Raw genomic sequence first — 13,535 nt, 5'->3', positions numbered from 1 at the left:
CCGCCCCCAAGCATCATCCGCAAACTGCGATCATTATTTGCCCCACTCCCCGTAGAGTCAAATTTGTCCGAACTCGCATCGAGCAGAGAAGGTTCGAGCTGGCTAGCTGCTAAGGTTGTCTAACAACCGCTAAACGCAGTTGGCACGCAGACAGATTTTCCGCGCGGAAATCTGCGTCAATGACTTGGTACTGCAATTGCTGATCGCATCAAGATGGGTGCGGGTGCCTTGAAGTCGCGCCCATAGCTAGCACTTAAGCGAGTACGAGAATGGCCGCCGCCAGTGAATCCATCAACTTGAGCCAGACCGTGGATGCGGGCACGCCGCGTCTCGTCCGGGGCGGCCGCCGGCGTCATCTATCGACGTCTGAATATAGCTCTTTTCAGGAGTTGCGGGCTCAGTACCTTGCCCTGGATCGCTCTTCCGATCATCTTGACGCGCAGCACGTGGCCGACTTGATCGTTCGACGTGACAGCGCCGGGCTGCCGGTCAGTCATGACGATATCAACAGCCTCGAGACCGTGCTCGTCAGGCTTGAATCCGCGCCGCGCGTGCGCGAATGGTTTCGCGCGATGCGGCGGGTCTACTCTCAGGTTTCCGGCGTGCCGCTGAATTCCTTCACCGCCGACACCGTCGACGAGCCCAGCCTCCGCGCTGCCGCCGAGCAGATGCTCAGCGATCTGCACACGGTGATGACCAGTTGGAAGCGCAACCAGGAACTCTGCGCGCGGCTTTTTCGCACGATCCTGGAATCCACCGTTCTGCTGATCGCCAGCCTGATCATCCTTGGAGTCTTTTGCTGTCTGACCTCTGGAATGTACTACGATGGCAGCTTTAAGGGCTCGCTGTGGTGGAAAATTATCTGGACTATTCCCTATCTCCCGGCTTTGTTTTATTCGATGATGGCCGGCGCCGCCGGCGCTTTTCTCAGCAGCGTGCTCCGCGTGCAGAATCTGGCCGCACGGCAGCCGCTCCTGCTGCCTGCCAGTCAAGATCCGAGCTTGCTCAGCGCGGCACTCGCGCCGCTGTTTGGCGCCGCCGCCGGCTTCCTGATTTTCTCCTGTCTCGCCTGTCACCTGATTCCGCTGGAGCAGCAATTCTTGCCGGTGCTCACCATGCCCGATCCAGCGCGTTGGCATCCTTTCCACGGCGTTCTCGCGCTCGCCCCGGCCGACATCCTGAGCAGGCTCAAAATCCTGCTGGCCGGACTGGCGGGCGGTTTCTCCGAACGTCTGTTCCCGGACGTGATGGATTGGATGGCGAAGGGCATCGTGCCGATAAAGCAAGCATCGAAGAACTGACTTGACCTGCTGCGCGCCAGACGGAAAATAGATTCGACGCGAAGCGCTGAACTCATCACTGGACTAGGAATTAACGAGCGCCGATATATCAATCCGGCTAACTGAGAGATCTGAGATCGAAAATCGAATGACCAGGCACCTATGGTTTCTGCTGCTTGCAGTGCTAGGCGTGAGTGGATGCGGACTCACCGCTAACCAGCGCGCCGCCACCACTAAATTCGCCGACGCGGCGACGGCCTTCGGCGACGCGTCTGCGAACGAACTCACGAAGATGCGAGATCAGACCGTCGCGATGAACTTGGCGCTCTACCGGATTCCAGATCCTCCTTCGACGAAGGCCAATCCGAATGAGAGCGCTGCCGTCGCTTACATAGAACACTGCAAAAAGGTCGGTCACGCGGTGGTCAGCGCAGGCGCGACGGAAAAGCCTTGTGAATACGACAATCTGGCTGCCGATTTTTCCGGTGACTGGTTCGAGACCTTTCTTTCGGGTCCGCAGGTGATGAAAGCCTACGGCGCTGCTCTTAGCGGGATTATGAACGCCGACAGCAAGGACGACATCAAGAAATCTTCAGACGATCTTGCCGCGGCGTTACAGGCAATCCCAGGCTCTCCCGCGGCCAATGCGAGCGCGGACGCGATTAGCGACCTTGCTCAGCAACTGACGGAATTAATCCTCGATAACATGAAAGCCCACGCGATTCACGCCGTTGTCGAAAGCACCAAAAATACCGTCCCGATTATTTGCAAAACGGTAGGTGACAATTTCTCACTCGAGCGCGATGGCTTCGCGTTTCGCTTCAGAAATACTGCTGCCCAACTGGCGATAGCCTCAGGCCAGGCGATCAATGCGAATCCGCGCGATCGGCTCGCACGCTCGGATAGTCTGAGCGGCTACCTTCTCGCCCGGCAGAACCTCGAGGAAGTTGATACGGCATTTCCGGAAATTCAGAAAAGCGCTGCCGCCTGTGTCGCGGCGAATACAGCTTTGGTGAACGCACTTCAGAATACTACTTTTAACCGGCATGACATCGAAGAGTTTTACGCCGCAGCGCTGACGGCAGCCTCGAACGTCGGAAGTCTGAAGTCGCACACCTCGCAAAATTAATCAGAGGAGCCGCTCCGTGCCGAATCTATCCGACCACGATATCCTCGTTGCTCTGATCAATCAGACATGGAAGCTCTATCAGCAGGCGCGAAATCCAACCCAACAAGCTCAACTGGGCAAACAGTTTAATGACCTGACGGTAAGACTCGGCGCGCTGGCCGACTCTGTCCTCGACCAGACGCAACAGGAATACAAAGACGCCGTAGCCTGCGTACAAACAGCGACTCAGACGGTCACGCAGGCGCAGGCCGACGAAGCCAAAGTCGTCGCGGCCATCGACCAGATTGCCCAGGTAATTTCCGCCCTGGGGAAATTGGCGGCGATGGCCGCCGCTTAACGGCCGAGAGGCGCTGATGTGGTCCGCGCCGTTCAACTAGTTAAAAGCTCATTGTCATATTTGAGCGCCGTGCCTGTCCGAGCGGATTAGGATCCGGGCTCTGCATCGAACGTTGGGGCTCACCTTTTTGCTGGTAGCGCAATTACTGGAGTGAAGAATCGACGGAAAATCAAGGCGACGCTCTGGCATCTCAATTGCTCGCATCATCATTTTCCAGGATTCCTTTAAACCAACAGGAGGTGTGAGATGCCTGATCGACAAACTTTACGGCGAGCACGCAAGGACGCCCGCGAGGGGAAAGCGCCGTCAACCCAAGCGGGTGAGTTCGTCCGCGAAGAAATTGAGCATGTCCGCGAGGGGAAGCACGGAGCTAAATCCGCCAAGCAGGCAATTGCGATCGGCTTGTCCAAGGCTCGGCGCGCCGGAATCAAATTACCCCCGCCGGCCACTCGTAACTCATCGCCGCAAACCCGAAGAAAGGCAAAACTTGATTCTCAAGCGTCATCTAAATTGCAGAAACCCGCACCGAAGCGCGCGCACGCCAGTACTGCAACTCTAAAAAAGGAATCAAGGACGGCGCTCTCGTCGGCCAAAATCTCAATCCATGGACGGCAAGCAGCCGCGGATCGCACCAGCAACGATCGATCAGTGGCAGCTAAAAAGGCGGCAAAAACCCGCGCTGAGCGCCGCTAAACGTCACTGGAGCGTCGGCCGAATAAACTTAGCGGCCGGCGCTCAACTAACGGCCTGCTGCCTGCGTTATAATCGACCCGTAACCAGCATCACGATCAGGACAATCAGGATGATTCCGCCGATACCTATTCCGCCGCCGAGGCCATAAGCATAATAGCCGCCTCCACCGCCGAAAATCAGAAGTAGAATCAGGATGATAAGTATTGGCGACATGGCCGACCTCCTCGCGTTGTGAATGTCCTCGATGGGTGCTGTCCAAAGCTTAGATCGAGCGAAAAGAATCCCCAGCTACAGTACTCGACGAATGATAAACCAGATAATTAAGACAGAAACTGGCACTCCCAATAACCACGCGATTCCATAGCCCATATAAGTATACCTTTTGGTTGCGTCTTGCTGCCGCTTACGGGAGCAATGATCGCGCCCAAGCCAGCGAGTCGCACAACCCTTTCAATTACTGGCGATTGAACAAAATCGCGCCATATTGTGGCTGTGCAAAAAGCGCGCGCCGGAAAATCTTACCGGGCCGCCGCGACGACGAATCAGGAGGATTTGCCACCGCCGAATCCCGTCGCCACGGTAATCGTGCACTGCCCGTCGAGTTTTGCTAACCTCGGCCCATCCAGCCGCCCGGAGGAGGTTCAACTTGCGCGTCGTCCTGATTGGCCAGGCCACTTTTGCCGAGAAGGCCCTCGCAGTGCTGCAGGCCCGCGGCCACGAGATTGTCCACCTCTTCGCGCCGCCGGATGTTGCCGGCGCGCGCCCGGACCCGCTCAAAGCCAAGGCCGTGGAACTTGGCCTGCCCTTCAGCCAGCCTGCGTCGTTCAAGGGGGAGGCCGCGTTCGAGCACTTCAAGGCGCTCAACGCCGATCTCTGCGTGATGGCCTTTGTCACGATTATCGTGCCAGAGCGCATCCTGTTCGCGCCGCGCTTGAAGACCATCTGTTTCCATCCCTCGCTCCTGCCGCGTCATCGCGGCGGCAGCGCGATCAACTGGACGCTGATTCAGGGTGACGTCGAGAGCGGCATCTCATGGTTCTGGCCCGATCGTGGAATCGATACCGGACCACTCCTGCTCCAGCGCCGCGTTCCGATCGGCCCCAACGACACCACCGGCTCGCTCTACTTCAACACGCTCTTTCCGCTCGGCATCGAGACCCTCGATGAAGCGCTGAGACTGGTCGAGGCGGGTGATCCACCGCGCATCGAACAGGATGAAAGCCGCGCCACTTACGAATCACTCTGCCGCGACGAGCATGCCCGCATCGATTTTTCGCGACCGGCGCGCGAAGTCCATAACTTGATTCGCGGATGTGATCCGCAGCCCGCCGCCTACGCCCTGATCGCCGGCCAGCCGCTTCATCTATATGACGCGGTTCTCGAAGCCGAGCGTGCCGGAGCCGCGGCTGCCGGCACGATCCTCGATCTTGACGCCGACGGACTTCGTGTCGCCCTCAACGGCGCGACGCTGGTCGTCCGCCGCGTCCGCCTCGAGCCGAGTCCCAAAAAGATTGCGCCCAGCGAGCTCGCCGCCTCCGTCCTGCGCCCCGGACAACGCCTCGAATGAGTCTGGCGGCTGACGCTTCATAAAAATCAGCGATGGAGCCTGAGGGTACCGCCGCCGCGCTTGCGCAATCCGTACCAGCCGCGCCCGCCGAAGTTTCCCACAAGTGGATCATTGCCATCTCGGTGATCCTCTGCACCGCGCTCGAAGTTCTCGACAGCTCAATCGTCAACGTCGCACTGCCGCACATGCAGGGCAGTTTTTCCGCCACCATCGACGAAGTCACCTGGGTCGTCACCACTTATCTGGTTGCCGCCGGCATCATGATTCCGACGACCGGATGGATCGCAGGACAGTTCGGCCGCAAACGCTACTTCATCATCTCGATCACGGCCTTCGTCATCTCCTCGGCGATGTGTGGCGCGGCGCAGTCGCTCAACCAGATGGTCGCCTTCCGCTTCCTGCAGGGGATCGCCGGCGCGGCCCTGCAACCGCTCTCCCAGGCCATCCTGATGGAGACCTTTCCGCCCAACGAGCAGACGCTGGCGATGGCGGTGTGGGGCCTCGGGCTGATGGTCGCGCCAATCATGGGTCCGACGGTCGGCGGCTACATCACGGACAATTTTAACTGGCGCTGGAATTTTTATATCAACGTGCCGATCGGCATCGCGGCGGCCTTCATGGTTTCGACCTTCGTCCATGACCCCGGTTATCTGCGCCAACTCAAAGGCAAGGGGCGCGCCGATTGGCTTGGCATAGTCTGCCTGGTGCTCGCGCTGGGCCTCGGCGAGATCGTGATGGATCGCGGCGAACGCGCCGACTGGTTCGCCACCGCCTGGGTCTGGTATTTCAGCCTGATCGCCGGCAGCGCCTTCCTGATTTTCATCTACCACGAATGGGTTACCCCCGAACCGATCGTGCAGGTGCGCATTCTCAAAAATCGCAACTTCACCGTCCCGACCGTCCTGCTGATCCTGCTCACCTTCACCGCCTACGGCGTGCAGATTCTCAACCCGGTCTTTCTGCAGGACCTGCTCGGCTACACCGCGTGGAAGGCCGGCCTCGCGATGGCGCCGCGCGGCCTCGGCGTTATGGCCGCGATGTTTCTGCTCGGCGGGATCGCGCGCCGCGGCTACGACACCCGTCCGCTGGTCGCCTTCGGCTTCTTCCTCATGGGCGTCTCCACCTGGATGCTCGGCGATCTCGACCTCAGCATGGCGATGGGCAATTTCATCCGGCCCACGCTGATCCAGGGGGTCGGCATGGGGCTGGTCTTCCCCAATCTCTCGGCCGCGGCGCTCGGCTCCATCTCGCGCGAGCAGATGGGCTACGCCGCCAGCCTCTATTCAATGACCCGCAATATCGGCGGTTCTATCGGCACTTCCGTATTAACCACCTTGCTGGTGCGCAAGGAGCAGATTCAGCAGAGCCTCCTGGTCGATCACATCACCGCCTTCGACGCCTGGCGCCTCGGTATGACCCCGCCGAGCGGTGCCCGCCACTTCAACTACTTGAACGAACTCGTTACCGGACAGAAACAGGGCCTGCAGATGCTCTACGGCAGCGTCCAGAGTCAGGCGACGATGCTCTCGCTGAACAACATTTACCATTCGCTCAGCGTCGTAATGATCTTCGCGATTGCGCTCTGTCTTCTGCTGCCGCGCGCCAAAGGCCGCCCCCCCGCCGGCGCCCATTAAAGCGGTCCCTGCTGTGACGCCCGACACCGACGAGCCGAATGCGCAACCATCAGCGGAGCCGTCGGTCCCCAAGCCCCGCGCTGACCACCAGCCTGCGGGCTCAGCCCCAAAGCCCCACCCCGACAGCCGCGCCGAAAGAGCAAAAAACTGGGCCGACGCGGCCTATGCCCTGGTCAAAACCATCCTTTTATTTCTCGCCGGCGCCGCCCTCATCATCGTTTCGACGGTCGCCGTCTGGCGCGACCTGCGTCATCGACGGATCACCGTCGCGATCGATCCGCAAGCCGAAAAGCTCCTGCTTGATCACGCCATCGAATTCGATCTGCCCTCGGTGCTGGTGGATGACGTCAACGCCAAGATCACCGGGGTTAACGAAATCGTGAAGTCGCAGGCCTTCGAGAACGTGCTCGGCACGAACACGCCCGACGCGGTTTCCTTCAAGCCGTTCGGCCTCGACATCTCTACCGGCGACATCACCGGGCTGGTGCGAAACATTCTGGGGATTCCGCCGGAATTCGTCGTGCAGATCGGCATTAGCTGTTCGCCGGCGCCGTGCGCCGCCGCGGCGACGCCCTCTGCGCCGCGCGAATCCTTGACCCTGTTCGTCAAGTCGCAAGGCCCGACGAATACTCAGTCGCTCTCGTATCCACTCCCAAGCGCCGGCGCCGGCCTGCGGCGCGGTCTGCGCGAGGCGCTCGAACAGACCTCGAAAACGGTGCTCCTGCAGGCCGACCCGCTGCTCGCCAGTGATTTCTTTCTGAATGAACCACTGTGGACCATCTTCTTCGATAAGGCTGTTTTAGACGAGAGCCGCGCGGCGGCCGCGGTCTTCGGTCCTCATCCCAATACCCCGGACAGCAATTGCCTGGGCGAAGTTATTTTCGATGGTTCAGCGTTTCAGCGCGGCGATCCGCAAGCTATGCCCGACCTCGAGCGCATGGACGCGCGAAGCGGCCTCAGCAACACCTGCCGGATGCTCGTGCAGACCAACCTCGCGTTGTTCAACGTCGATACCGCGCGCTGCACACCGCCGGAGCGGCGCGCCGCGGGTTTTCGCGCGGCCAATGCCGCACTGAATAGCCTGAAAGATATTCCCCGCCGCGCGATGTCCGATCAGGAACATTTGCGGATTGTCTCGATCGGCTTGCAAAGCGACATCATCCAGGCTTTCAGCAGCCTGATGGACGACGACTCGCGCGACTTCCTCTGCTGGCATCCGGCGACTACGTCTCAGGCTAACGTCCAGCCCATCGATTACACCCGAATAGTCCGTCTGATCGATCGGATCCCGCAACGTCTGCCCCCCGAAAAAGATCACCTCCCGATTCATAATGTGGTCTACGTGCTTTCCTGGATTCACGGGGTTACGGCAGCTCACAGTGACCTGCCGAGCCGGTACCTGGTCTCTCGGCAAATGGTGCGACTTATCCAGTTATACCTGCCTACCGATCAGCATCCGCGCCAACTCTTCCTCGCCGAGGGCCGCGCCTGGACGGACATGGCGGCTGCCGCTCTCCGCGCCCAGGCACTCCCCGACGGTCAGCAGAGACAGTTTTTGCAGGCGATTGGATGGTCGCCGGGTCGCGCAATTGCACCGACATTAAGATATATTTTCCAGTCTTCACTCGATTCTGCGGTTGTCGCCTTCGAAAACGCCGCCGCGACTTCGCCGATGCCGCCGCCCCTGGAACCAGCTTCCGCGATGGAGCCGCAGGTTATGCTGGGCGACGCTTTCTATGCTGCCGGCAATGAGCCGCAAGCCAAAAATGCCTACGCCGACGCGATCCGCCAATTTGCGCAAGAAGACGAACCGCCCGACGAGCTCCTGTGGCTCGCGAAGGCCGCGGCGCGCTGGGCCGCGATTCTTTCCCACGAAGGCAACTGCAAAACCAGCTCACCGCGCATCGCCGACTGGGACAACGTCTGGATTCCGCTCGGGGCTGCTCCGGACCACGACCTCTGTCGGTTCGCGCAGCCGGGGTCGCCGCCGTCGGCGGAGTTGGACAAATTCGGCGTTATGGGCTTGGTCTATCCGCTGATTGCGGAATCGGTGCGCCAGTGCGCTAACCCGGATCAAGCTGCGACCGGCAATCTATCGACTGTTTCCGACCGCATGAAGCTACTCGATTGTTTGCACACCACCGGTCCCGAAGCCTACGTCGGGGCGCCCCCGCAACTCACCGCGATGTCGAGTGAAGACGCCGATCACAAGATCGCGAACTTCCTCAGTCCCGCGCCGGCGCACTAGCGCAGCGGCGCAAGGCGCGCGGCGCAAGTTACTCGTGAGTATTCCCCTCGTAGAAGCAGTCCGCCGAGCAGTTGCCCGCGACGCCGGTGACCTCGCTCGGACACCACTGAGTAATCGCCCCCTCGCAGCTTGCCAGCGAGCCATACCCGCTCGATTTTACGACGCCGCCGGAATCCGGATAGAACAAATACACATAGTCATCATGCAGTTTGCCGCTGTCGAAACCGCAGTCCGTCGAGCACGCGCCGCCCGCGCCGGCGATCCATTGCTGGCATCCGCCGAGCCAGTCGCGGCACCCATACTGACTGTTGTAATCGCCGAGCTTGATCGGTGTCCCACCGAAATTCGAGGTCACCAGAAAAAACCATCCAAACAGCGCCGCTCGCGCCATCACTTGGTACTTCATCGATACCCCCACAGGTTCCTCGATGACAGCAAAAGCCGCGCCGCAACGGTACGAATAACCTGCTGCCCTCCCACTTCGCCACGGCTGCTCTATCGCGAACCGAGCTGAGCCGCGCTCGCGCAGCGCCTCAGCAGGAATACGCCATCTCAATTTGGAGATGTTTCAGTCCAGCCCCGAAAATGTCCGATTTTCAGGTACGCCAACTCTCGTGAGTCCGCCATGGAGGCGAGAGAGAGTTGTGTCTTTGCTTTGGCCAAACTCCGCGACCGGAGTGTCACCCACGCCGCACTACTGCGACGGACTGATTGGCGCCGGCGTCGGCGTTGCATTACTGCCGCCGCCATTACCGAATCCGCCGGCGCCGGCGACCCCGCCGATCACTCCCCCGGTGACGCCCGCGACCGCGACTCCGCCGACGATCACGGCGCTGCTGATTCCGCCTGCGGCCGCTCCTGCGCTGGCGCCACCGGCGCCACCCGCGCTGCCCGCCGCCCCCGCACTCGTGCCGATCGCGACGCCTGCCGTTGGCGCCAGAACGCACGGGACCGAGTCCTTAAGCCCGCGCGTCAGGCGCACCTCCGACTTGTTTGAGCTGGTCGGATTCGACACCGCGACTGAACCCTCGAAAACCGCGATGTCCGTAAACTGGAGACAGCCCGGATTCTCCTTGCGCGGTGTGCCTGTGGTGTATTCGGTATCGTAATTGGTGCCGCGCGCCGCGGCGACCGCGTTCGGCGTATGTACTTCATAGTTGGGCGCGTTGCCGGGTGCGAAGCGCACCAGCGAGTGCAGTAGCCCCCCGAGCAGATCGACGCTCGTTTGGGCGCGCTGGCCGCTCGCGTTCAGCCGATTCGCTATTATCATCAGAGTGCTCGACTCAGCCAGTTCGAGCTGCGTGCCGTCATCGAGCGTGATCGTCACCTGGCTGCCCGGCGCCGTCGTCACCTGATCGCCTACCTGCACTGGCGTCCCGTAGAGCGCCGCGAACTGATTGCTGCCGCGCGAAATCGCGACTTTGCCCTGGATTGCCGTGACCGACCCGGCGGCCGACGCCGTCGCAGGTTTCGCCGCTTGTGCCCGCGCGACTCCCGTCATGAGCTGAAATGACCAGGCGAGTAGTAGTAGCCACACGCTCAGCAGCGCGCTTCCGCCAACAGATCGTCGCCAAAAAACCGTGCTCCTCACTTTTTAATGTATACGCGAGCGAAGAGGCACATCACTGGCCGCGTCAGCTCCTTATTGCTTAGTAACTATTGTTCCTGCTGTTTTGCTGTAAGGCTAGCCTGATTGTGCGGTATCAACCGAACGATTTCAGCCCGACTCTAGCCCAAAGCGCCATCCGCGACTAACCCGGCAATCCGATCCTCGCTATAGCCGAGGATCTGTTCAAGTACGTACTGATTATGCTGACCCAGGGTCGGCGCGTTGCGCGCGATTTGCGCGGGCGTCCGCGACAGCTTGAAGCGCGAGTTCTCAACCCACGCGTGCTCCGCAGTCGCGTGCGGCGGATCGACGAAATGCCCGCGATGAGCCAGTTGCGGATCGATCGCGAGGTCGGCGGCGTTCTGCACTGTATGAGCCGGCACGCCGGCCTCCTGCAAGCGCCGCTCGAGCGTTTCCGCCGTATAATTGCGCGTCCACTCGCCGATCATCATGTCCAGCACAACGCGATTCTGCCGCCGTTCGGCCAGAGTGCGAAAACGCCCATCCGCTTGCAGCTCGGTCCTGCCGATTTCTTCGCGCAGCGCCCGCCAATGAGCCTCGCTGCGGCATGCGATCGCGATCCAGCGATCCTCCCCAGCGGCCGGATAGACCCCGTGCGGCGCGTGATAGAGATCCTCGTTCCCGACCGGCGGATAGCTGTGGCCGTTCGCCGCATTATCGATGATCGGAACTGCCAGAAACTGCAAGGCCGACTCCGCCTGCGCCTGATCGATATATTGACCTTCCCCCGTCCGCCGTCGATGAATCAGCGCAGCCATCACGGCGGCCAGCCCGAAGCGCGGCGCGATGTAATCCGTATACGCGCTGAACGGTCCCGACGGCGTGCGATCCGGCCAGCCCACCAGATTATAGAAGCCGCACATCGCCGCCGCCAGATTGCCGAAGCCGGCAAAGCGCGCCAGCGGCCCGCTCTGCCCCATCAGGCAGCTACTCAGCATGATGATGTCGGGCTTGATGGCGCGGAGCGATTCGTAGTCCAGCCCCCACGCCCGCATCGCCTTGGGCGAAAAGGCCTCGGCCACGATATCTGCCCAGCGCACCAGATCGAGCACGATCGTCCGCGCCTCCGGTTTGCTCATGTCCAGCGTCATCCCGTACTTGCCCGCGTTGTTGTTCCACCACAGCGCCGAGCTCTCGGGCGCGACCAGGTCGCGCTGGAAGGGGCCCACCGTGCGGATTGGATCGGTGCGCGTGGTCGCTTCGATCCGCACCACGGTCGCGCCGTAGTCGGCCATGCTGCGCGTGATTCCGGGCCCAGCCAGCACCCACATGAAGTCGAGCACTTTCACGCCCGCCAGCGCCTGCGCACCCATTAAATCACTCCTTGTTGCGCGAGCGCGGCCAATTCGGCATCGCTCAATCCCAGTTCGCCGCCGAGGATTTCGCGGTTATGCTCGCCGACCGTCGGTGGCCGCCGCCGGATGCTCATCGGGGTTGCGCTGAAGCGCGCGAAAGCGCCCGGGTATGTGAGCCGGCGGCCGTCGGGATGCGCCACCGTCTGCCAGAACTGGCGCGCCGCAAATTGCGGATTCTCGCGCAGGTCCTCGATCGTGGCGATCGGTGCAATCAACAGATTGTTGGCGCGCGCGATTTCAAACAGTTCGGCCTTGCTCCGCCCCTGCAGAAACTCCGCAATCACCGCCTTCGCCTGCTCGTAATTGGCCAGTGGCTCTTCGCCCGACATCAGCTTGGCGCCGTAGCCGATCCAGTCGGTATTTTTCATCGTTTCGTCGCAGGCGCCCTGCGCGAAGATGTAATCGACGAGCCGGCGCGTGAAGACCCCGATCGCGCTGCCGAACAGGAACACGCACGACACCAGGCCGTCCTTGCACGACCAGACCAACGGCACGCGCAGCCCCCCGAGCTTCGCGCCGCCCGCCATCCGCTGCGTCTCGGCGCTCTCCACCAGCGCCGCCAGCGCCGTCGATTGGCCGGCCAGCCCGATACTTTCCTGCGCCGCCACGTCGACCAATTGCCCGCGGCCCGAAGCCAGCCGCTCGTAATACGCTATCAGCGCGGCCCCGGCGGCGTCCGCGGCGGCATGATGATAGGCCTGCGGCACGCTCATCCGAATCGGGGCGCGGTCCTCGTCGCCGTAAAGAATCAGCACGCCGGCGGCCGCCATCAGGATCAAATCGCTGTCGGCCCAGCCCGCCTTCGGCCCGTCCTGACCGAACGGCGTGATCGCGACGTAGACCAGCGCCGGATTCGCCGCGCTCAGCGCCGCGTAATCCAGCCCCGCTGCGGCCATCCGGCCCGGCTCTTCCGACTCGATCAAAATGTCAGCTTTGGCTACAAGCTGTTTCAGTAGGCCGCGCCCGGCGGCGCTCTCGAGATTGAGCGTGATCGCCCGCTTGTTACGATTAAACGCCAGCCAGTAGATCGAGTTGTCCGCGCCCGGGCGCTCGTCCAGCCACGGCGGCAGTTGCCGCACCGGCGACCCGCCCACCGGCTCGATCTTGATCACGTCGGCGCCCAGGTCCCCGAGCATCTGCCCGCAGAGCAGGCCCCGCTCCGTGCTCAGATCGAGCACGCGCATCCCGCGCAGCACTTAGTCCACCCGCTGATCGAGTTGCAGAATAATCCCGTCCGGATCCTCGAACAGGCAGGTCAGGTATTGCTTGCCGGGCGCGTCACCATAACCGGCCGAATCGACCGCGCTCGGCGCCACCAGAATCTTGACCCCGGCGGCGGCGAGCCGCGCGTGAATCGCCCGCAGATCGTCCACCCACCACGCGAAGTGCGAAATCCCGACCTGGTCGAGCTTGATCGCCTCACCCGGCGTCCCGTCCGGCCGCTCCGACAGCACCACAAATCCGCCGTCGGCCCCCTTGCCGTAATGCAGATGGACGGCGCGGCGCTGCCCCTTCTCCGGATTGGCGTACAGCCGCGGCATCCCGCCGATCGGCTGAGTGCGATCGTACCTGACTTCGAGCCCGAGCAGGTCGCGATAAAACTTCAGCGACCGTTCCATCTCGCGCACCCCAATCGCGACGTGTGATACCCCGTTCATCGCC

The 13,535-nt window shown here is 61.7% G+C and carries 13 protein-coding genes; 7 read left to right on the top strand and 6 right to left on the bottom strand.

Features of this window, described 5'->3' with window-relative positions:
- Positions 1 to 269: 269 nt before the first annotated feature.
- The 4 genes from VKS22_04410 (at position 270) to VKS22_04395 (ending at position 3,439) form a co-directional block, all read left to right on the top strand.
- On the top strand, positions 270 to 1,301 hold the full coding sequence (locus tag VKS22_04410; GenBank protein HLW69847.1) for a hypothetical protein: 1,032 nt from the start codon (positions 270 to 272) through the stop codon (positions 1,299 to 1,301).
- Between the two features lie 127 nt (positions 1,302 to 1,428).
- Positions 1,429 to 2,409, top strand: coding sequence for a hypothetical protein (locus VKS22_04405; protein HLW69846.1), 981 nt, complete (start codon positions 1,429 to 1,431; stop codon positions 2,407 to 2,409).
- Between the two features lie 16 nt (positions 2,410 to 2,425).
- A complete protein-coding gene (locus VKS22_04400) occupies positions 2,426 to 2,746 on the top strand; it encodes a hypothetical protein (protein HLW69845.1) in 321 nt (106 codons plus the stop codon).
- A gap of 246 nt (positions 2,747 to 2,992) precedes the next feature.
- Positions 2,993 to 3,439, top strand: coding sequence for a DUF6496 domain-containing protein (locus VKS22_04395; GenBank protein HLW69844.1), 447 nt, complete (start codon positions 2,993 to 2,995; stop codon positions 3,437 to 3,439).
- 66 nt (positions 3,440 to 3,505) lie between these two features.
- Here the strand turns inward: VKS22_04395 and VKS22_04390 are convergent, their stop codons facing one another.
- Positions 3,506 to 3,652 carry a hypothetical protein gene (locus tag VKS22_04390; GenBank protein HLW69843.1) on the bottom strand — a complete coding sequence of 49 codons (147 nt, stop codon included), beginning with the start codon at positions 3,650 to 3,652 and terminating at the stop codon, positions 3,506 to 3,508.
- Positions 3,653 to 4,085: 433 nt separating this feature from the next.
- Between VKS22_04390 and VKS22_04385 the strand changes: the two genes are divergently transcribed.
- Genes VKS22_04385 through VKS22_04375 form a run of 3 tightly spaced genes read left to right on the top strand, consistent with a single transcriptional unit; the run spans position 4,086 to position 8,888 of the window.
- Positions 4,086 to 5,006, top strand: a complete 921-nt coding sequence (locus VKS22_04385) for a methionyl-tRNA formyltransferase (protein ID HLW69842.1) — start codon at positions 4,086 to 4,088, stop codon at positions 5,004 to 5,006.
- Between the two features lie 32 nt (positions 5,007 to 5,038).
- Positions 5,039 to 6,640 (top strand): DHA2 family efflux MFS transporter permease subunit, encoded by a 1,602-nt coding sequence (locus tag VKS22_04380; protein HLW69841.1) that lies wholly within the window; start codon positions 5,039 to 5,041, stop codon positions 6,638 to 6,640.
- Between the two features lie 13 nt (positions 6,641 to 6,653).
- The gene (locus VKS22_04375) at positions 6,654 to 8,888 is read left to right on the top strand and encodes a hypothetical protein (GenBank protein HLW69840.1); all 2,235 of its coding nucleotides are present in this window, start codon (positions 6,654 to 6,656) and stop codon (positions 8,886 to 8,888) included.
- A gap of 28 nt (positions 8,889 to 8,916) precedes the next feature.
- Here the strand turns inward: VKS22_04375 and VKS22_04370 are convergent, their stop codons facing one another.
- The 5 genes from VKS22_04370 to VKS22_04350 form a co-directional block, all read right to left on the bottom strand.
- Positions 8,917 to 9,294: a hypothetical protein gene (locus VKS22_04370; GenBank protein ID HLW69839.1), complete on the bottom strand. Its 378-nt coding sequence runs from the start codon at positions 9,292 to 9,294 to the stop codon at positions 8,917 to 8,919.
- A gap of 288 nt (positions 9,295 to 9,582) precedes the next feature.
- Positions 9,583 to 10,425: a FecR family protein gene (locus VKS22_04365; GenBank protein HLW69838.1), complete on the bottom strand. Its 843-nt coding sequence runs from the start codon at positions 10,423 to 10,425 to the stop codon at positions 9,583 to 9,585.
- A 191-nt stretch (positions 10,426 to 10,616) separates the two neighbouring features.
- The gene (locus VKS22_04360; GenBank protein HLW69837.1) at positions 10,617 to 11,831 is read right to left on the bottom strand and encodes a CoA transferase; all 1,215 of its coding nucleotides are present in this window, start codon (positions 11,829 to 11,831) and stop codon (positions 10,617 to 10,619) included.
- On the bottom strand, positions 11,831 to 13,069 hold the full coding sequence (locus VKS22_04355) for a CoA transferase (protein ID HLW69836.1): 1,239 nt from the start codon (positions 13,067 to 13,069) through the stop codon (positions 11,831 to 11,833). The genes VKS22_04360 and VKS22_04355 overlap by 1 nt, the downstream gene beginning before the upstream one ends.
- Entirely contained in the window at positions 13,070 to 13,531 is a 462-nt protein-coding gene (locus VKS22_04350; GenBank protein ID HLW69835.1) for a VOC family protein, read from the bottom strand. It lies immediately after the preceding gene.
- Positions 13,532 to 13,535: the final 4 nt, after the last annotated feature.

It is taken from the genome of Candidatus Binataceae bacterium (genome assembly GCA_035308025.1).
Lineage (GTDB): Bacteria > Desulfobacterota > Binatia > Binatales > Binataceae > JAJPHI01.
The sequence above is the reverse complement of the archived record's forward strand: the minus strand, read 5'-3'. Positions and strand labels throughout refer to the sequence as shown.

What these genes read in the sequence shown, in the direction of transcription:
- VKS22_04410 (HLW69847.1), top strand. Translation starts at nt 270, where the DNA reads ATGGCCGCCGCCAGTGAATCCATCAACTTGAGCCAGACCGTGGATGCG.
- VKS22_04405 (HLW69846.1), top strand. Translation starts at nt 1,429, where the DNA reads ATGACCAGGCACCTATGGTTTCTGCTGCTTGCAGTGCTAGGCGTGAGT.
- VKS22_04395 (HLW69844.1), top strand. Translation starts at nt 2,993, where the DNA reads ATGCCTGATCGACAAACTTTACGGCGAGCACGCAAGGACGCCCGCGAG.
- VKS22_04390 (HLW69843.1), bottom strand. Translation starts at nt 3,652, where the DNA reads ATGTCGCCAATACTTATCATCCTGATTCTACTTCTGATTTTCGGCGGT.
- VKS22_04380 (HLW69841.1), top strand. Translation starts at nt 5,039, where the DNA reads ATGGAGCCTGAGGGTACCGCCGCCGCGCTTGCGCAATCCGTACCAGCC.
- VKS22_04370 (HLW69839.1), bottom strand. Translation starts at nt 9,294, where the DNA reads ATGAAGTACCAAGTGATGGCGCGAGCGGCGCTGTTTGGATGGTTTTTT.
- VKS22_04360 (HLW69837.1), bottom strand. Translation starts at nt 11,831, where the DNA reads ATGGGTGCGCAGGCGCTGGCGGGCGTGAAAGTGCTCGACTTCATGTGG.
- VKS22_04350 (HLW69835.1), bottom strand. Translation starts at nt 13,531, where the DNA reads ATGAACGGGGTATCACACGTCGCGATTGGGGTGCGCGAGATGGAACGG.